The 17,461-nt window shown below is 71.4% G+C and carries 18 protein-coding genes; 5 read left to right on the top strand and 13 right to left on the bottom strand.

Annotated elements, in window-relative coordinates; all coding sequences use genetic code 11:
- Positions 1–295: 295 nt before the first annotated feature.
- Complete coding sequence (locus tag ACIQGQ_RS13950) at positions 296–1,027, top strand: phosphatase PAP2 family protein (RefSeq protein WP_402394750.1); 732 nt, start codon at positions 296–298, stop codon at positions 1,025–1,027.
- Positions 1,028–1,060: 33 nt separating this feature from the next.
- On the opposite strand, the gene ACIQGQ_RS13945 is transcribed toward ACIQGQ_RS13950, so the two are convergent.
- Together ACIQGQ_RS13945 and ACIQGQ_RS13940 are read right to left on the bottom strand one after the other, a co-directional pair.
- Positions 1,061–2,665 (bottom strand): FAD-binding oxidoreductase, encoded by a 1,605-nt coding sequence (locus ACIQGQ_RS13945; protein WP_402394748.1) that lies wholly within the window; start codon positions 2,663–2,665, stop codon positions 1,061–1,063.
- Positions 2,666–2,721: 56 nt separating this feature from the next.
- Positions 2,722–2,910, bottom strand: a complete 189-nt coding sequence (locus ACIQGQ_RS13940; protein WP_402394745.1) for a hypothetical protein — start codon at positions 2,908–2,910, stop codon at positions 2,722–2,724.
- Between the two features lie 130 nt (positions 2,911–3,040).
- Here ACIQGQ_RS13940 and ACIQGQ_RS13935 point away from each other — a divergent pair, with 130 nt between their 5' ends.
- Positions 3,041–3,940: a hypothetical protein gene (locus ACIQGQ_RS13935; RefSeq protein WP_402394743.1), complete on the top strand. Its 900-nt coding sequence runs from the start codon at positions 3,041–3,043 to the stop codon at positions 3,938–3,940.
- A gap of 174 nt (positions 3,941–4,114) precedes the next feature.
- Positions 4,115–4,309 (top strand): hypothetical protein, encoded by a 195-nt coding sequence (locus ACIQGQ_RS13930; protein ID WP_352278889.1) that lies wholly within the window; start codon positions 4,115–4,117, stop codon positions 4,307–4,309.
- 30 nt (positions 4,310–4,339) lie between these two features.
- On the opposite strand, the gene ACIQGQ_RS13925 is transcribed toward ACIQGQ_RS13930, so the two are convergent.
- Positions 4,340–4,690, bottom strand: coding sequence for a metal-sensitive transcriptional regulator (locus ACIQGQ_RS13925; protein WP_402394741.1), 351 nt, complete (start codon positions 4,688–4,690; stop codon positions 4,340–4,342).
- A gap of 200 nt (positions 4,691–4,890) precedes the next feature.
- Between ACIQGQ_RS13925 and ACIQGQ_RS13920 the strand changes: the two genes are divergently transcribed.
- Together ACIQGQ_RS13920 and ACIQGQ_RS13915 are read left to right on the top strand one after the other, a co-directional pair.
- Entirely contained in the window at positions 4,891–5,511 is a 621-nt protein-coding gene (locus ACIQGQ_RS13920; RefSeq protein ID WP_352278893.1) for a DUF47 family protein, read from the top strand.
- A 5-nt stretch (positions 5,512–5,516) separates the two neighbouring features.
- Positions 5,517–6,515 carry an anion permease gene (locus ACIQGQ_RS13915; protein WP_402394739.1) on the top strand — a complete coding sequence of 333 codons (999 nt, stop codon included), beginning with the start codon at positions 5,517–5,519 and terminating at the stop codon, positions 6,513–6,515.
- Between the two features lie 177 nt (positions 6,516–6,692).
- On the opposite strand, the gene pstB is transcribed toward ACIQGQ_RS13915, so the two are convergent.
- The 10 genes from pstB to ACIQGQ_RS13865 form a co-directional block, all read right to left on the bottom strand.
- Positions 6,693–7,469, bottom strand: a complete 777-nt coding sequence (pstB, locus tag ACIQGQ_RS13910; protein ID WP_402394736.1) for a phosphate ABC transporter ATP-binding protein PstB — start codon at positions 7,467–7,469, stop codon at positions 6,693–6,695.
- A 28-nt stretch (positions 7,470–7,497) separates the two neighbouring features.
- The gene (gene pstA / locus ACIQGQ_RS13905) at positions 7,498–8,583 is read right to left on the bottom strand and encodes a phosphate ABC transporter permease PstA (protein ID WP_402394733.1); all 1,086 of its coding nucleotides are present in this window, start codon (positions 8,581–8,583) and stop codon (positions 7,498–7,500) included.
- Complete coding sequence (pstC, locus tag ACIQGQ_RS13900) at positions 8,580–9,575, bottom strand: phosphate ABC transporter permease subunit PstC (protein ID WP_366298556.1); 996 nt, start codon at positions 9,573–9,575, stop codon at positions 8,580–8,582. The genes pstA and pstC overlap by 4 nt, the downstream gene beginning before the upstream one ends.
- Before the next feature lie 167 nt (positions 9,576–9,742).
- Positions 9,743–10,879, bottom strand: a complete 1,137-nt coding sequence (pstS, locus tag ACIQGQ_RS13895) for a phosphate ABC transporter substrate-binding protein PstS (protein WP_402394731.1) — start codon at positions 10,877–10,879, stop codon at positions 9,743–9,745.
- A 199-nt stretch (positions 10,880–11,078) separates the two neighbouring features.
- On the bottom strand, positions 11,079–11,483 hold the full coding sequence (locus ACIQGQ_RS13890; protein WP_402394851.1) for an NUDIX hydrolase: 405 nt from the start codon (positions 11,481–11,483) through the stop codon (positions 11,079–11,081).
- Between the two features lie 62 nt (positions 11,484–11,545).
- Positions 11,546–12,544: a CHAD domain-containing protein gene (locus ACIQGQ_RS13885; protein ID WP_402394728.1), complete on the bottom strand. Its 999-nt coding sequence runs from the start codon at positions 12,542–12,544 to the stop codon at positions 11,546–11,548.
- Positions 12,531–14,783 carry an RNA degradosome polyphosphate kinase gene (locus ACIQGQ_RS13880; protein ID WP_402394725.1) on the bottom strand — a complete coding sequence of 751 codons (2,253 nt, stop codon included), beginning with the start codon at positions 14,781–14,783 and terminating at the stop codon, positions 12,531–12,533. Before ACIQGQ_RS13880 ends, ACIQGQ_RS13885 begins: the two co-directional genes overlap by 14 nt.
- 329 nt (positions 14,784–15,112) lie before the next feature.
- Positions 15,113–16,063: a hypothetical protein gene (locus ACIQGQ_RS13875; protein ID WP_402394723.1), complete on the bottom strand. Its 951-nt coding sequence runs from the start codon at positions 16,061–16,063 to the stop codon at positions 15,113–15,115.
- Positions 16,060–16,956 (bottom strand): ABC transporter ATP-binding protein, encoded by an 897-nt coding sequence (locus ACIQGQ_RS13870; RefSeq protein ID WP_402394720.1) that lies wholly within the window; start codon positions 16,954–16,956, stop codon positions 16,060–16,062. Before ACIQGQ_RS13870 ends, ACIQGQ_RS13875 begins: the two co-directional genes overlap by 4 nt.
- Entirely contained in the window at positions 16,956–17,363 is a 408-nt protein-coding gene (locus ACIQGQ_RS13865; RefSeq protein ID WP_402394718.1) for a GntR family transcriptional regulator, read from the bottom strand. The genes ACIQGQ_RS13870 and ACIQGQ_RS13865 overlap by 1 nt, the downstream gene beginning before the upstream one ends.
- Positions 17,364–17,461 lie beyond the last annotated feature (98 nt).

Here is a 17,461-nt window from a genome sequence, read left to right as displayed (position 1 = left end):
CGGCGGCGTGGGCGGCGCGCGGGGCATGGCGGCGGGGCGGCGGTGGCCGGAACTCTCCGTGAAACCTCAGCCCTGAGCTGCGGTGATGCATCTCTCTTCGATAACGTCATGGTGATCATTCGGTGGAGAGCGGAACACACGTACCAGGGGTCTCGTTCCCTGGGAGGACCGGGCCGACGGCGTGCCGACGCGTCGACCGTGCGACGGCGGCCGGAACCGAACCGACACGGGGGTTCGTCAGAGCGGCGCACACGTGGGTGCCCGCGGCAGCAGACAGGACAAGGGGCCGCAGCAGATGGCTGGAGTCGCAGTCGATGGGTCGAACCCCGACGTCGGCCTGCTCTACGACATCAACGGGCTCGCCAAGTCCGCTCCTCCCTGGTTCGACCGGGTGATGGAGTTCCTCGGTGAGTACGGGATCCTGCTCGGGCTCGTCCTGGTGGTCCTGTGGTGCTGGTGGAGCGTGCGGCGGCGCGGTACGGCGGACGACGCGGTCGCGTCGGTCGCGGGGATCGTCTGGGCACCGCTCGCCGCCGGGATCGCGCTCCTGATCAACATTCCGATCCGCGGATTCGTCGAACGCCCGCGCCCGTTCAAGGACCACCAGGGGCTGGAGGTCCTGGTGACCGGGAAGAACGACTTCTCGTTCGTCAGCGACCACGCCACGATGGCGATGGCGCTGGCGGTCGGGCTCTTCGTGGCCAACCGGAAGTTCGGCGTCGCAGCGATCGGGCTCGCCCTCCTGGAGGGGTTCTGCCGGGTCTACATGGGCGTCCACTACCCGACCGACGTCATCGGCGGATTCGCGCTCGGCACGGCGGTCGCCCTGCTGCTCGCCCCGTTGGCCGGGATGCTGCTGACCCCGCTGGTGGCGGCCGTCTCCCGGTCGGAGCGGCTCGGCCGCCTCGTACGGTCGCGGCGGCCCGAGGCGGTGGACGGGGCCGGGGACCGGTCCGGGTCGTTCGGGATCCCCGAGCCGCGGCCGGGCACGTGCGGCGGGAACGGCGAGAAGGACCTCGCCGCGTAGTGACCGCGCGGCGGCCACCGCGCGGCCCCGGCCTCAGAGCGCCTGCGGGTACGAGAAGAGGCGGTCCGGGTCGTACGTCCTCTTCAGCGCGGTGAGGCGGTCGGCCGCCGCACCGTAGTAGGCCCGGCGCCAGTCGGTCAGCGTCGGGTCGCTGTAGTTCTGGTAGGCCGCGCCCGAAGCATGACGGCGCATCACCGCATGGGTGTTTTTCAGCCACTCCTGTTGGGCGCTGCCCGCCGTGCCGGGGTCCCAGGCGCCGATGTACTGGGCGAGGACCCGTGAACCCCGGTGGACGAAGGCCGTCGCCTGCGGGGAGACCCGGTTGATCGCCCCGCCCAGGGCCGTGAGCGCGACCGAACCGCTCCCGCCGCCCTGCGCCGCCGTGATCCGGGTGAACGCCGCGGTCCGGTCGAGCAGCGCCTGTATCCCCGCCGGGGGGAGCGAGCGGTCGTAGAAGTCGGAGGCGGCGGCGTACGTCTCGCGCCGGAGCGCGCCCTGGGGCGTGCGGCCGGGCGTCGTCCCCGGCAGATGGCACTGTGCCTCGCTGATGCCCGCGCAGCCCGCGTACCCGAGCATCGCCTCCAGATAGCCGCGGCGGCGCAGCGAGACCGAGGAGGCCGGGGCACCGATCCGGTCGGCGAGGCGGTCCACGGCGTTCTGGAGGCCGCCGTACGTGCCCAGGCCGAACGCGGCGACCGACACGGTCGGGTCGGCGCCCGCCGGGCCGGCGTCCAGATGGGCGGAGGTCCAGATCTCGTCGGGCTGCGAGGGGCCCCACTCCTGCCAGGCCGCGACGACGGACCGGGCCCGCGACCACGGCCATGTCAGGTACGCGGTGACGGCCGGCCGGACCGGGCGGGTGCGGAACCTCAGCTCGGTGACCACGCCGAAGTTGCCGTTGCCCGCGCCGCGCAGCGCCCAGAAGAGGTCCGGGTGGTGGTCGGCGTCCACGGTGAGGGTGCTGCCGTCGGCCGTGACCAGGGTCGCGGAGGTGAGGCTGTCGCAGGTCAGGCCGTACGCGCGGGAGGCGACGCCGTGGCCGCCGCCGAGGGTGAGGCCGGATATGCCGACGGTGGGGCAGGAGCCGCCGGGTATCGTCAGCCCGCTGCGGCCCAGGCTCCGGTAGATGTCGCCGAGCCGGGCGCCCGCGCCGATCGTGCCGTCCGGGGAGACCCGGTCCAGCGAGGACACGTCGAGGACGAGCCTGCCGTTCCCGCTCGACCAGCCCGCGTAGGAGTGGCCGCCGCCGCGGATGGCGACGGGGGTGGCGGTGCGGCGGGCGAAGGAGAGGCACTCGCGGATGTCGGCCGCGTGCCGGACGTAGGCGACGGCGGCCGGCTTCAGCCCGTCGAAGCGGGTGTTGTAGAGCTGACGGGCGGTCCGGTAGGCGGCGTCCTGCGGTCGTACGAGGCTGCCGTCGAGGCTCCTGGCCAGCGCGGACCAGTCCGCACGGGTGGTGGCGGAAGGTTTCCGCGGTGCGGAGGGGGAACCGGTGGTGCTCCCGGTGCCGCTGGTGTCGTCCGTGGTGCCGCCCGGGGTGGCGGAGGGGCCGCCGCACGCGGTGGTGACACCGGCGAGCACCGCCGCGGTGCCGGCGGCGAGCAGGGTGCGCCGGGCGGGTGGGGGAGGAAGGTTCATCGGAGCTCCGGGATCACGGTGTGGGGGCGGAGGCCGGAAGGGGGGAACCGGGGGTGTCAGGGAGCCGCGAGGTGTTCCGCGGCGTCCGTGCGGGCCCGGTCGCGGGAGCGGCGGGCCGGTCCCGACCAGCCGCAGGAGCAGCGCGCGATGCAGAAGGAGCCGCGTTCCACGGTGGTGGGGGTGTGGCCGGTGGACGCGGTGGTGGGGGCGGTCGGCGGGACCTCTTCGACGTGTCGGTCATGCACTCGACCACGGTACTGGCCGTACCCCCCGGGCGGTGAGGCCCGGGAGGGCCGCGTGACGGGGGACACGGGGCGTCGTTATCCGGACGGACGGGCCTCTCGGGCAGGTGACGGCGTTGGGGGTTGGCAGGCGATGGTGGTGCGGCAGCACAGGTCCAGGAGTGGGGCGCGCGCTGTCTGTGCCCTGGCCGTGGTGGGGGTGATGGCGGCGGCCGCCGGCTGCTCGGCCGGTGGCGGCGGTGACCGTGCCGTCGCCGACGAGCAGGGCGGCTCGGGTTCCCTCGCCGAGGTGCGCCGCGCGGCCGACGTCCTCGCCGCCACCGCCGGCGGGACGGGGACGGCCGTGGTGGCCGGGACCGCCGGGGCGGTGGCCGGGAGCGCCGAGGTGCGTACGTCGATGGAGACCGCCGCGGGCGGTACGCGGGTGACGATCAGGGGCCGGGGCGCGTACGACTTCCGCACCGGTACGGGCCGGCTCACCGTCGTGCTGCCGAAGGACGCCGCCGGTACGGACGCGCACCGCCCGATCACGGAGCTGCTGGCGCCGGGCGCGCTCTACATGAAGAACCGGGGCGCCGGGGTGCCCGAGGACAAGTGGGTCAGGATCGACACGGCGACGCTGGCCGACGGCAATCTCGTCACCGGCGGGGCGACCGACCCGATGGCCGCCGCCGAGCTGCTGCGCGGTGCGCGGCAGGTGACGTACGCGGGGTGGACGGAGATCGCCGGGGTCCGGGTGCGGCACTACCGGGGGACGGCGGACCTGGCGCTGGCCGCGCGCCGGGCGGGGCCGGGCTCGCGCGCGGCGCTGGCCTCGGCGGCGAAGGGGTTCCGTTCGGACGCGGTGCCGTTCGATGCGTACCTCGACGAGCAGGGGCGGCTGCGCAAGGTGCGCCACCGCTTCGGCTTCGCGGGGGAGGGCCCGGCGGTGGAGGTGGTGTCGACCACCCTGCTGTTCGGGTTCGGGGCCCCGGTCTCCGTACGGCTGCCGGACGGGGGCGACATCTATACGGGGCGGATCCGGGAGAAGTAGCGGATCCGGGAGCAGCGGGCATGTGGACAGCCCTCAGCGCGTGTCCGGCGGATCGTGGCCGGGGTCGCCCTAGCCATGCCGGGAGCGGGAAATGGTCCGTCCGTGCCATGCGCGGCGGGGGGCCCGCTCCTTACGCTGGGAAGCCCGCGACGGCAGCGAGAGGTGAGTGGTGACGTGGTGACGCGCGGCGTGCGGACGGTGTCCGACCATGTGGCCCTCGCCGAGATCGAGCTCTGCGGCGAGCTGATGATCGCCGCGTCGGCCGCGATCGGGGAGCGGCTCAGCGCGGCCCGGATCGACGAGGTGCTCGACGTCCACGCGGGTGCCGAGCGGTCCGCCGGCCCCCGGCACGGTGACCACCGGGGGTGAGCGCGGCGCGTCCGGGCGGGGGCCCTGCCGTCAGGTGCGCAGCAGGCGGGCGATGGCCTTCGTGGCCTCCTCGACCTTGGCGTCGATCTCCTCGCCGCCCTTGACCGCCGCGTCGGCGACGCAGTGCCGCAGGTGCTCCTCCAGCAGTTGGAGGGCGAAGGACTGGAGCGCCTTCGTGGACGCCGAGACCTGGGTCAGTATGTCGATGCAGTACACGTCCTCGTCGACCATGCGCTGGAGGCCGCGGATCTGGCCCTCGATCCGGCGCAGCCGCTTGAGGTGCTCGGCCTTCTGGTGGTGATAACCGTGTATGCCGTGGTCGTGATCGGTGACCGGGGATTCCGTCTCCGCACCGGTCACGGTGGTCTCGGTCGTGGTCATTACTGCCTCCCGTTTTCCCTTTGCTCTGCCGTATACATACCCCTGGTGGGTATATCCTAACGAATTCATCTGAAACGTGACCGGGGGTCCGTGCTGATCGTGGTGTCCGATGCGCGACACTGAAGAACGCCGGTTAGCCGTGGCCGGATGATGCGCCTAGCATCAGCCTGACCGAATCCAAAGCACCCCGAGGACCCCACGTGCGCTTTCGTCTGACCCCCAGGGAGACGAGCTTCTACGACATGTTCTCCGCGTCCGCGGACAACATCGTCACGGGCTCGAAACTCCTGATGGAATTGCTCGGGGCGGACTCTGCCTCCCGAGTCGAGATCGCGGAGCGCATGCGGGCAGCGGAGCACGCGGGGGACGATGCCACCCACGCGATCTTCCACCAGCTGAACTCCTCTTTCATCACGCCGTTCGACCGTGAGGACATTTACAACCTCGCGTCGTCGCTCGACGACATCATGGACTTCATGGAGGAGGCCGTCGACCTGGTCGTGCTGTACCAGATCGAGGAACTCCCCAGTGGCATCGCGCAGCAGATCGAGGTTCTGGCCCGGGCGGCCGAGCTGACCGCCGAGGCGATGCCCGGTCTGCGCACCATGGACAATCTCACCGAGTACTGGATCGAGGTCAACCGTCTGGAGAACCAGGCCGACCAGATCCACCGCAAACTGCTCGCCCATCTCTTCAACGGCAAGTACGACGCCATCGAGGTGCTGAAGCTCAAGCAGATCGTGGACGTGCTGGAAGAGGCGGCCGACGCGTTCGAGCACGTCGCCAACACGGTGGAGACCATCGCGGTCAAGGAGTCCTGACCGCCGTGGACACCTTTGCGCTGATCGTGACCATCGGGGTCGCGCTCGGCTTCACGTATACGAACGGTTTCCACGACTCGGCGAACGCCATCGCCACCTCCGTCTCCACCCGTGCGCTCACGCCGCGTGCGGCGCTGGCGATGGCCGCGGTGATGAACCTCGCGGGTGCCTTCCTGGGCAGCGGGGTCGCCAAGACCGTCAGTGAGGGCCTGATCGCCACGCCCGAGGGCTCCAAGGGGATGGGCATCCTCTTCGCGGCGCTCGTCGGCGCGATCATCTGGAACCTGGTCACCTGGTACTTCGGGCTGCCGTCCTCCTCCTCGCACGCCCTGTTCGGCGGGATGGTCGGCGCGGCGCTCGCGGGCGGGACGCTGGTGCACTGGGACGGGGTGATCGACAAGGTCGTCGTCCCGATGTTCGTCTCGCCGGTCATCGGTCTGGTCGTCGGCTATCTGGTGATGGTCGCGATCATGTGGATGTTCCGGAAGACCAATCCGCACAAGGCCAAGCGCGGTTTCCGCATAGCGCAGACGGTCTCGGCCGCGGGCATGGCGCTCGGCCACGGCCTCCAGGACGCGCAGAAGACCATGGGCATCGTGGTGATGGCGCTGGTCATCGCGGATGTCGAGAGCCCGAGCGACCCGATCCCGGTCTGGGTGAAGCTGGTCTGCGCGATGATGCTGTCGCTGGGTACGTACGCCGGCGGCTGGCGCATCATGCGGACGCTCGGCCGGAAGATCATCGAGCTGGATCCGCCGCAGGGCTTCGCCGCCGAGACGACGGGTGCGTCGATCATGTTCGGTTCGGCGTTCCTGTTCCACGCGCCGATCTCCACGACGCATGTGATCACCTCCGCGATCATGGGCGTGGGTGCCACGAAGCGGGTGAACGCGGTCCGCTGGGGCGTCGCCAAGAACATCATCATGGGCTGGTTCATCACGATGCCGGCCGCGGCACTGGTCGCGGCCGGGAGCTACGGGATCGTGTACCTGCTCTTCGGCTGACGTCCGCCGCCCCGCGCGGCGCGGACGCATACGGGGCCGCCCCCACTCCCTTCGCGGGGAGTGGGGGCGGCCCCTTCGCCTTGCGGTGGCACCGCCATGCAGCACCCCAAGGCCGTCTGTGCCGGCGGTACGGGTCCGGCGTGGGCCGGGTTCCCCGTACCGCCGGGGTGGAGCGGTCTATCCGAAGCGGCCCGAGATGTAGTCCTCGGTGGCCTGGACGGACGGGTTGGAGAAGATCCGCTCCGTCTCGTCGATCTCGATGAGCTTGCCGGGCTTGCCGACCGCCGCGAGGTTGAAGAACGCGGTGCGGTCCGAGACGCGGGCCGCCTGCTGCATGTTGTGCGTCACGATGACGATCGTGAAGCGCTCCTTCAGCTCGCCGATCAGGTCCTCGATGGCGAGGGTGGAGATCGGGTCGAGGGCGGAGCACGGCTCGTCCATCAGCAGCACGTCGGGCTCGACGGCGATCGCGCGGGCGATGCAGAGCCGCTGCTGCTGACCGCCGGAGAGGCCGGAGCCGGGCTTGTTCAGCCGGTCCTTGACCTCGTTCCAGAGGTTCGCGCCGCGCAGCGACTTCTCGACGATCTCGGCGAGCTCGCTCTTCTTGTACGAGCCGTTCAGCCGGAGGCCGGCCGCGACGTTGTCGAAGATCGACATGGTGGGGAACGGGTTCGGGCGCTGGAAGACCATGCCGACCGTGCGGCGCACGGTGACCGGGTCGACGCTGGGTCCGTAGAGGTTCTCGTCGTCCAGCAGCACCTTGCCCTCGACGCGGCCACCGGGGGTGACCTCGTGCATGCGGTTCAGGGTGCGCAGGAAGGTGGACTTGCCGCAGCCGGACGGGCCGATGAAGGCGGTCACGGAGCGGGGCTCCACGGTCATCGAGATGTCCTCGATGGCGAGGTGGGAGCCGTAGTAGGCGGACAGTCCGCTGACGTCGATGCGCTTGGCCATCGGAATCACTGCTTCTTTCGTGCCGCGGTCAGCGGCCGGTCTTCGGGGCCTTCCAGCGGGCGATGCCGCGGGCCACCAGGTTGAGGATCATGACGAAGGCGATCAGGACCAGCGCCGCTGCCCAGGCACGGTCGTACGACTGGTCGGTGCCGACCCGGTACTGCTCCCAGATGTAGAAGGGGAGCGAGGACTGCGCGCCCTGGAAGGGGTTGGGGTTGATCAGCTGGCTTCCGAAGACCAGCAGGATGATCGGCGCGGTCTCACCGGCGATACGGGCGATCGCGAGCATCACACCGGTGGTGATGCCGCCGATCGCGGTCGGCAGGACAACCTTCAGGATGGTGCGCCACTTCGGGACGCCGAGGGCGAGGGAGGCCTCGCGGAGCTCGTTCGGGACGAGCTTCAGCATCTCCTCGGTGGAGCGGACCACGACCGGCATCATCAGGATCGCGAGTGCCAGGGCACCCATCAGACCGGACGGCTGGGTCTTGGTCATCAGCATGATCGACAGGATGAAGAGGCCCGCGACGATGGACGGGATGCCCGTCATGACGTCGACGAAGAAGGTCACGGCCTTGGCCAGCGCCCCCTTGCCGTACTCCACCAGGTAGACGGCGGTCAGCATGCCGACCGGGGCGGAGATCAGGGTGGCGATGCCGACCTGCTCCAGGGTGCCGATCAGCGCGTGGTAGACGCCGCCGGTCGGCTCGGAGCCGAGCACACCGGCCATGGAGTGGGTCAGGAAGTAGCCGTCGAGGCGCTCGGCGCCGCGGCTGACCGTCGTCCACAGCAGCGAGGCGAGCGGGACGACCGCCAGCAGGAAGCAGACCCAGACGAGGCTGGTCGCGAGCCGGTCCTTGGCCTGGCGGCGGTTCTCGACGACCGAGGTGACGATGTACGAGACGACGACGAAGAGGAGGGCGGAGAACAGACCCCACTGGGTGCGGCTCTGCCAGCCGGCCGCGATGCCGGTGCCCACGCCGAGCACGAGCGCGACGGCGGCGAAGGCGAAGGGGGACCAGCGGGGGAGCGCCCGGCTGCTCAGGCTGTTCGTACGGGCGGGCGCCGCCGGGGCGGGCCGCTCCTGTATGCCGGTGTTGGCTGCCTGGCTCATGCGTTGGCCCCCGAGTATTCCTTGCGGCGGGCGATGATCAGCCGGGCCGCACCGTTGACCAGCAGGGTGAGGACGAAGAGCACGAGACCCGAGGCGATCAGGGCGTCCCGCCCGAACTCGTTGGCCTCGTCGAACTTCGCGGCGATGTTCTGGGCGAAGGTTCCGCCGCCCGGGTTGAGCACGTGCGCGGAGATGATGAAGCTCGGCGACAGGACCGTGGCGACGGCCATCGTCTCGCCGAGCGCGCGGCCCAGGCCCAGCATCGAGGCGGAGATCACGCCGGAGCGGCCGAAGGGCAGCACCGAGAGGCGGATGACCTCCCAGCGGGTGGCGCCCAGGGCGAGGGCGGCCTCCTCGTTCATCCGGGGGACCTGGAGGAAGACTTCGCGGCTGACGCTGGTCACGATCGGCAGGATCATGATCGCCAGCAGGATGCCGACGGTGAAGAGGGAGCGGGCGACGCCCAGCTCGGTCTTCTCGAAGACGTACGTCCAGCCGAAGAACTGGTCGAGCCAGAGGTTCAGGCCTTCGAGGTAGGGCACCAGGACGAGCGCGCCCCAGATGCCGTACACGATGCTCGGGACCGCGGCGAGCAGGTCGACGACGTACGCGAGCGGCGCGGCCAGCTTGCGCGGCGCGTAGTGCGAGATGAACAGCGCGATCCCGACGGCGACGGGGACGGCGATGGCCATCGCGATGACCGAGCTGACGACGGTGCCGAAGAGGAGGACCGCGATGCCGAAGACCGGCGGGCTGCCCGCCGGGTTCCAGTCGAAGGTGGTGAGGAAGTTGCCCTCGTTCTTCGAGATGGCGATCGAGGCGCGGTAGGTCAGGAACACGGCGATCGACGCCATGATCACGAGCAACAGGATGCCCGAGCCCCGGGAGAGGCCCAGGAAGACCTTGTCGCCCACGCGCCCGGACGAGGTCCCGGCGCGCTTGCGCGCCACCGGCGGGGCCGGCGGCGTGTCTATCGGTGTGGTGGAAGCCATGGTCTTTCCGGTCTGTGTGGGGGAGCGGCTGGCTCCCCTGGCGGCGGTGCACCGGATGGGTGGTGGCGGGACCGGTCCGGAAGGGTGTACCGGACCGGTCCGCCGGGTGTTGCTGGTGTTGCGGGTGTTACGTGCGTGACGGGCTCGGGGTCACCCGTGCCCCGTCGTTACGAGAGGGACGCGATCGTCTCGCGGACCTTGGCGTTGATCTCGGCCGGGATCGGCGCGTAGCCGGCCTCGGTGAGGAGCTTCTGGCCCTCGTCGCTGGCGGTGTAGTTCAGGAAGGACTTGACCGTCGGAAGGGTCTCGGCCTTGTTGCCCTTGTCGCAGACGACCTCGTACGTGACCAGGACGATCGGGTAGGCACCCTCGGCCTTGGTCGTGTAGTCGAGCTCCAGGGCCAGGTCCTTGCCGGTGCCCTTGATCTTGGCGGCGGCGATGGCCTTGGAGGCGTTCTCCGAGGTGGCCTTGACCGGGGCGGCGCCACCGGTGGCGATGTCGACGGTGGAGATCGACTGGTCGGTGGCGTAGCTCAGCTCGAAGTAGCCGATCGCGCCGTCGACCTGCTTCACCTGGGCGGCGACACCGGAGGAGCCGGACGCGGCCTGGCCCTTGGGGGCCGGCCACTTCTTCTCGGCCTCGTACTTCCAGTCGCTCGGGGCCGCGGCGCCGAGGTACTTGCCGAGGTTCTGCGTGGTGCCGGAGTCCTCGGAGCGGTGGAAGGCCTGGATCGGCTTGTCCGGGAGCTTGGCGCCGCTGTTGAGCTTGGCGATCGCCGGGTCGTTCCACTTGGTGATCTTGTTGTCGAAGATCTTGGCGAGGGTCGGGGCGTCCAGCACCAGGCTGTCGACACCCTCCAGGTGGTAACCGATGGCGATCGGGCCGCCGACCATCGGGAGGTTGATGCCCTGGCCGCCCTTGCAGATCTTCTTCGACTCGGCGACCTCTTCGGGCTTCAGCGCCGAGTCGGAGCCGGCGAAGCCGACGGTGCCCTGGTTGAAGGCGACGATGCCCTCACCGGAGGAGGAGGACTTGTAGTTGATCTCGACGCCGGAGCAGCCGGCCATGTAGTTCTTGGCCCAGAGGTCCATGGCGTTCTTCTGCGCACTGGAGCCGGAGGCGGGCAGCTGGCCCTTGGCGTCGTCGCACTTGATGTTCGACGCGGCGTTGGTCTTGCCACCGCTGCCGCCGGTCGAGCCACCGGTGTTGTCGTCCGAACCGCACGCCGTGAGGACCAGGGCGCTGGAGACGGCGAGGGCACCGAGCGCGGTGGCACGAAGCCGGTTCTTGCGCTGAAGCTTCACTTTCGGGTGTTCCTTCCAGGAGCCGCCGAGGTCTTGTTGGTTCTTACGACGGCGTGCGTTGGGGTGGGTGCCGGGCCGTTGTGCCGCGCACCGTGCACTGACGAAGTTAGGCAGATCAGGTGAAGCGGCCTACGGGGGAGAGTGAACGGGAGGTGAACCGTGCGGGGCGGCGCGGTTCCGGCCGTTCCCGGGAACCCTTTCAGGCCCCGGGCGCGTCCGGGACCGCCACGAGCAGGGCGTCCAGCAGCTTCCGGTCGTGCTCCTGGGTGAGACGGGCCCGGGCCGCCGCCGGGGCGAGCCAGCGGACCCGGTCGACCTCGTCGCCGGGCACGAAGGTGCCGCCGGTCGCCTCGGCGGCCCAGTAGACGACCTCCTTGGGCCGGTCGCCCACGGTGTAGTGGACCGTGGGCAGCGCGGCGCCGGGCACACAGTGCTGCCCGGTCTCCTCCAGGACCTCGCGCCGGGCGGCCGCCGGCCCGGACTCGCCGCGCTTCAGCTTCCCCTTCGGGTGCGACCAGTCGTCGTAACGCGGCCGGTGCACGAGGCAGACCTCCAGCCCGCCGGAGTCCGTACGGCGCCACAGCACGCACCCGGCGGCCCGCACCGGCTTCCCGCTCTTCCCGGCCCCGTTCTTCCCGTTCTTCGCGGGCCCGGGACCGGTCCCGTTCACGGCGCGCCCGCGGCCGCCACCGCGTACGGCCAGCTCGTCCGGAACACGCCCCGGGCCGCCTCCACCGCATGGCGCTGGTCGGCGTGGAGCACCCCCAGGGCGTACGCGGTGGCCGGTGCGATCCGCGGGGTGCGGGCCGCGGAGGCCGCCGCCGCGGCCGCCTCCGAGGCGTCCCGGTGCAGGTCGAGCGCCTGCCCCGGCGCGGCCAGCACCGGATCGGGGGCGCCCCGCACCACCTCGTGGGCGTACCGGTGGAGGCGCAGCAGGAGCCGGGTGCGGTGCCAGGGCGCGTCCTGCGCCTCGTTGTACGGCTGGGCCGCATGGCCGCCGGAGGGGAGCGCCGCGACCGTGTCCCGCAGCTGCTGCTCGGCCCGGTCGGCGGGGCCGTGCAGCATCTCCTCCGCCGGGGCGGCCGCCGCCGGGGCGAGCGGCACCTCGGAGGCGAGCAGCGCCACGGCGTCGGCCACCGCGTGGAAGCGGGAGGAGCCGAGCGCCTGGAGGGCGGCGGAGTGGGCCCGGGTCCGGGCGAGGGTCAGCTGGCGCTCCAGCAGGGCCCCGGCGCGGGCGGCGCCGACACCGAGGGCGGCGCGTTCCTTGTCGGGGGAGTCGCCGGAGCCCTTGCGGGCGGCGGGCAGCGGGGCACCGGACAGGGTGTGCAGCGCTTCGAGGAGCCGGGCGAGCCGGGTGGCGTAGGCGTGTTCCCGGGCCAGGGTGCCCGAGAGCCAGGCCAGTTCGGTACGGAGCTGCTCCGCCCAGGCGGTGTCCAGGGCCGCCCGGAAGGTGTGCAGGGTGCCGCCGATCCGGCGCGAGGAGCGGCGCAGCGCTTCGGCGGCCTCCTCGGCGCCCTGGGCACCGGCGTCCGTGGGGGCGCTGTTCTCGCGGTGGAGGCGCAGGCTGCGCAGGAACTCGGCGGCCTGTTCCTGGAGGTAGGGCGCGAGGACGGCGCCCGCCGTAAGGTCCGCCTGGGTCGTCGTCTGGTGGTCATGGCGTCGCACGCCGGCGCCTCCGCGCGTCGATGAGCATTTCCTGTACGTGCCGCAGCGGCCGTCCGTCCGCGTCCGTGGCGTGCCGGGTCCAGTTCCCGTCGGGACCGAGGTGCCAGGAGGAGGTGGTGTCGGCCATGCCGGTCTCCAGGAGACGGCTGAGCGCGGCGCGATGGGCGGGGTCGGTGACCCGGACCAGTGCTTCGATCCGGCGGTCGAGGTTGCGGTGCATCATGTCGGCGCTGCCGAACCACACTTCGGGTTCGCCGCCGTTGCCGAAGGCGAAGATCCGGGAGTGCTCCAGGAAGCGGCCGAGGACCGAGCGGACCCGGATGTTCTCGGAGAGGCCGGGGACGCCGGGGCGGATCGCGCAGATGCCGCGCACCCATATGTCCACCGGCACCCCGGCCATGGCGGCCCGGTAGCAGGCGTCGATGACCGCCTCGTCGACCATCGAGTTGACCTTGATGCGGACGTAGGCGGTGCGCCCGGCCCGCTGGTGGGTGATCTCCTTGTCGATCCGGGCGATCAGCCCGTCCCGCAGGGACTTCGGGGCGACCAGGAGACGGCGGTAGGTCTCGCGGCGGGAGTAGCCGGAGAGCCGGTTGAAGAGGTCGGAGAGGTCCGCGCCGACCTGCGGGTCGGCGGTCAGCAGTCCGAGGTCCTCGTAGAGCCGGGCCGTCTTGGGGTGGTAGTTGCCGGTGCCGACGTGGGAGTAGCGGCGCAGGGTGTCGCCCTCCTGCCGGACGACGAGCGAGAGCTTGCAGTGCGTCTTGAGCCCGACGAGGCCGTAGACGACGTGGCAGCCGGCCTCCTCCAGCTTGCGGGCCCACTTGATGTTGGCCTGCTCGTCGAAGCGGGCCTTGATCTCCACGAGCACCAGGACCTGCTTGCCGGACTCGGCGGCGTCGATCAGCGCGTCCACGATCGGGGAGTCGCCGGAGGTCCGGTACAGGGTCTGCTTGATCGCGAGGACGTCGGGGTCGCTCGCGGCCTGTTCCAGGAAGGCCTGTACGGAGGTGGAGAACGAGTCGTACGGGTGGTGCAGGAGCACGTCGCGTTCGCGCAGCGCGGCGAAGACGTCGGGCGCGGAGGCGGACTCGACCTCGGCGAGGTCGCGGTGGGTGCCGGCGACGAACTTGGGGTACTTCAGCTCGGGCCGGTCCAGCGAGGCGATGCCGAAGAGCCCGGTCAGGTCGAGCGGGCCGGGCAGCGGGTAGACCTCGGCGTCGGACACCTTCAGCTCGCGGACCAGCAGGTCGAGCACGTACGGGTCGATGGACTCCTCGACCTCCAGCCGGACCGGGGGGCCGAAGCGGCGCCGCATGAGCTCCTTCTCCAGGGCCTGGAGCAGGTTCTCCGCGTCGTCCTCCTCGACCTCCAGGTCCTCGTTCCGGGTGACCCGGAACATGTGGTGGGCGAGGACCTCCATGCCCGGGAAGAGCTCTTCGAGGTGGGCGGCGATGACGTCCTCTATGGGTACGTACCGCTGCGGCGACGCCTCCAGGAAGCGGGTCAGCAGCGGCGGCACCTTGACCCGGGCGAAGTGGCGGTGGCCGCTGACCGGGTTGCGTACGACGACGGCGAGGTTGAGCGAGAGCCCCGAGATGTAGGGGAAGGGGTGTGCCGGGTCGACGGCGAGCGGGGTCAGTACGGGGAAGACGCGCTGCCGGAAGAAGGTGAAGAGCCGGGCCTGTTCCTTCTCGGTCAGCTCGGGCCAGCGGATCAGCTGTATGCCCTCGTCGCACAGGGCGGGGGCCACGTCCTGCTGGTAGCAGGCGGCGTGCCGGGCCATGAGCTCGCGCGAGCGGGTCCAGATCAGGTCCAGGACCTCGCGGGGCTGGAGTCCGGAGGCGGACCGGGTGGCGACCCCGGTGGCGATGCGGCGCTTCAGACCGGCCACCCGGACCATGAAGAACTCGTCCAGGTTCGAGGCGAAGATCGCGAGGAAATTAGCCCGTTCGAGGAGCGGGGTCGCCGGGTCCTCGGCCAGCTCCAGCACTCTTTCGTTGAACGCGAGCCAACTGCGTTCCCGGTCCAGGAAGCGGTCGTGCGGCAGCTCGTCGCCGTCGATGTCGGGCTCGTACGCGTCGGCGTCGGCGTCGATGTCGGGGTCCAGGTCGGCCGCGGTGGACAGGGCGGCGGAGCTGGACGCGGAGGCCACGGCGCGCGGCCGCTGGGCGGCGAGCGAGCCGACCGACGGCTGCGTGGCGGGCTGGACCGTTACCTCGGAGCTGGGCTGCTGGCTCATGGACCCATTCTTCCGCGCGGACGGCTCGGGAGGCGCGTCGGAAGGGGCGGGGATCACGGGGTTCGTGGGGGCCGTGGGGGACAGGAGGGCGGTTTCGCCCGTACGTCCCTTGCCGGGGGTTCTCCCGTTGCCGGGTTTCTTCCCGTTGCGGGGGGTCGGCACAGCTGGCTGCATTGTCAGAGGTTCGCAAGCCCGTCTGAATGGCTGGTAACGGCGACATGACGTGCAGGAAGCGGTGCGCGGTGCGGTGCGGGGTGCGGCCGGTGCGGTACGGGCGCACCCCCGTGGCGCCCGCACCGCGCCGCAGGGGTGCCCGTACCGCGTCGCCGTCAGGCGGGCAGGCCGCGCAGCACCCGGAACGCGAGCGCCACGGCGAGGGCCGCCACGGCCAGCAGGATGCCGGTCTCGACGAGCTGGAGGGGCCAGAAGTGCGAGAGCGGGTGGTAGTCGACGTAGTCGACGGCGCCCTTGCACGCGGCGGGCGCACCGGGTTCCCCGCAGACCGCCGGGTCCAGGGGCTTCCCGGACGCGGTGAGCGTCTCCGAGTCGACCAGCCAGGTCGTGTTGTCCCTGACCCACTGGTTCTCGGTGACGCGGACGGTCGGCCAGAGATCTTCCCGCACCCGGTTCATGATCGCCGTCAGCGGGGCGTACGCGACCACGGTGGCGATCATCGCCGGGAAGGTGCGCCGCAGCAGCAGTCCGGCCAGCGTACCGAGGGCCAGCATGCACAGGGTGTAGCCGACCGGGACGGTGCCCATGGAGCCGTACACGGTCCGGTCGTACGTTTCCATCGGGTACTGCGTCCGGTCGGCCCGCGGCACGGCCCAGGTGTAGACGGCCGAGAGGACCGAGACTCCGGCGACCGTCGCCACGGCGGGCACCGCGAGCTTGGCCGCCAGCCAGCGCGCGGGCGAGATCCCCTGGCTCCAGGACAGCCGGAACGTGCCGCTCTCCAGCTCGCGGGCGACCATCGGACCGGCCACGAACATGCCCACGAACGCGGGCACCAGCATCATGACCAGCCCGGCGTACTCCAGCAGCTGATGGAAGTGGAAGCTGACGCTGAGGAAGTGGCGGACGGCGATGCCGCAGCCGTGGGTCACCTTGCTGACCGAGCAGCCGGTGTCCGCGAACGTGTCGGTGGCCGACGCCACCACCAGCCAGGCGATGACCACGGAGGCGATCCCGGCGAGGGCGAGTGCGCCGACGGTCCACAGGGTCGTACGGTGCTGGCGCAGGGTGACCCGGACCGGGCCGCTCAGGGCGAGGGCGCTCATCGGGCCGCCACCTCCTCGACGGGGAGGACGTCCGGGGTCAGCAGCGCGGGGGCCCCGGGCGACCGCAGGTGGGCGAGGAGCAGCTCCTCCAGCGAGGGTTCCGCGGTCTCCCAGACTCCGGTGTCCACCGGGCCCTCCCTCCGTACCAGGGTGGTCTGTATCCGTCCCGCGGTGCGGGACTCGACGGCGGTGTGCGGCGCGGTGTCGCGTACCGGGCCGGTGAGCAGGGTGTGCGCGGCGAGCAGGTCGTCCGTCCCGCCGCCGAGCCGGATCCGGCCGCCGTCGACGAGCAGCAGGTGGTCGCAGGCGCCCTCCAGTTCGGTGAGGAGGTGCGAGGACATCACGAGGGTGGTGCCGTGCTCGGCGGTCTCCGCCATCAGGGCGCCCATCAGCTCCTGGCGGGCGAGCGGGTCGAGATCGGCCATCGGCTCGTCCAGCAGCAGCAGTTCGGGCCGCTTGCCGAGCGCCAGGGCCAGGGCGAGCCGGGTGCGCTGGCCGCCGGAGAGCTGCCGGACCCGGGCCTTGCGGGGCAGGTCCCCGGCGATGCGCTCGGCGGTCTCCGCGGACCAGGTGGCGGGGTTCAGTTCGGCCCCCGCCCGGAGCATCCCGTCCACCGTCAACTGCGGGTACAGCGGCTTGTCCTGGGCCACGAAGGCGATCCGGGGACGCACCTCGGCGGGCGTACCGCCCAGCACCCGCACCGAACCCACCGAGGGCCGCAGGAGCCCGGCCGCGAGGGCGAGCAGGGTCGACTTGCCCGCCCCGTTGGGCCCGACGAGCGCGCAGACCCGCCCCGCGGGCAGCCGGAACGAGCAGTCGCGGAGCACCCACTTCCCGCCCCCGCCCCGATACTTCACACCGAGGCCGGCGGCCTCGATCGCAACGCCTGTCATCAGGTTCGATCCCCCTCGAATGTGCTGTCCAGTACGGCGGTGAAGAGCGCGCTCACGTCGTCCTTCTCCAGCCCGGCCGCGCGGGCCCGGCGGGCCCAGTCGGCGAGCTCGGCGCGCAGCGGCGCGTCGTCGGCGGCCGCGGCGCCGCCGAGGCCCCGGGTGACGAAGGTGCCGAGCCCGCGCCGCCCCTCGACGAGGCCCTCGCGCTCCAGCTCCCGGTACGCCTTGAGGACGGTGTTCGGGTTGATGGCGGTGGCTTCGACGACCTCGCGTGCGGTGGGCAGGCGGTCACCGGGCTTCAGCAGTCCGAGGCGGAGCGCCTGCTTGGTCTGCTGGACGATCTGGAGGTACGTGGCGACGCCGCTGCGCCGGTCGATGCGGTATTCGACCGCTGCGGACTCTGCCATGTTCACCCTTTCACTAATTGAGTAGTGAAAGGGTGACGTAAGAAAGGGGCGGCGTCAAGAGACGCCGCCCCCGAAGGAGTTGACCTGGGCTGTTGACC

This window comes from Streptomyces sp. NPDC092952 (assembly GCF_044754785.1).
In the GTDB taxonomy this organism is placed as follows: Bacteria; Actinomycetota; Actinomycetes; order Streptomycetales; family Streptomycetaceae; genus Streptomyces.
This window is presented reverse-complemented; position numbering and strand designations above follow the sequence as displayed.

Bases quoted from the DNA above. Each gene is read 5' to 3' on its own strand.
- ACIQGQ_RS13950 (WP_402394750.1), top strand. From the start codon at position 296: ATGGCTGGAGTCGCAGTCGATGGGTCGAACCCCGACGTCGGCCTGCTC.
- ACIQGQ_RS13945 (WP_402394748.1), bottom strand. From the start codon at position 2,665: ATGAACCTTCCTCCCCCACCCGCCCGGCGCACCCTGCTCGCCGCCGGC.
- ACIQGQ_RS13935 (WP_402394743.1), top strand. From the start codon at position 3,041: ATGGTGGTGCGGCAGCACAGGTCCAGGAGTGGGGCGCGCGCTGTCTGT.
- ACIQGQ_RS13925 (WP_402394741.1), bottom strand. From the start codon at position 4,690: ATGACCACGACCGAGACCACCGTGACCGGTGCGGAGACGGAATCCCCG.
- pstB (WP_402394736.1), bottom strand. From the start codon at position 7,469: ATGGCCAAGCGCATCGACGTCAGCGGACTGTCCGCCTACTACGGCTCC.
- pstA (WP_402394733.1), bottom strand. From the start codon at position 8,583: ATGAGCCAGGCAGCCAACACCGGCATACAGGAGCGGCCCGCCCCGGCG.
- pstC (WP_366298556.1), bottom strand. From the start codon at position 9,575: ATGGCTTCCACCACACCGATAGACACGCCGCCGGCCCCGCCGGTGGCG.
- ACIQGQ_RS13880 (WP_402394725.1), bottom strand. From the start codon at position 14,783: ATGAGCCAGCAGCCCAGCTCCGAGGTAACGGTCCAGCCCGCCACGCAG.
- ACIQGQ_RS13875 (WP_402394723.1), bottom strand. From the start codon at position 16,063: ATGAGCGCCCTCGCCCTGAGCGGCCCGGTCCGGGTCACCCTGCGCCAG.
- ACIQGQ_RS13870 (WP_402394720.1), bottom strand. From the start codon at position 16,956: ATGACAGGCGTTGCGATCGAGGCCGCCGGCCTCGGTGTGAAGTATCGG.
- ACIQGQ_RS13865 (WP_402394718.1), bottom strand. From the start codon at position 17,363: ATGGCAGAGTCCGCAGCGGTCGAATACCGCATCGACCGGCGCAGCGGC.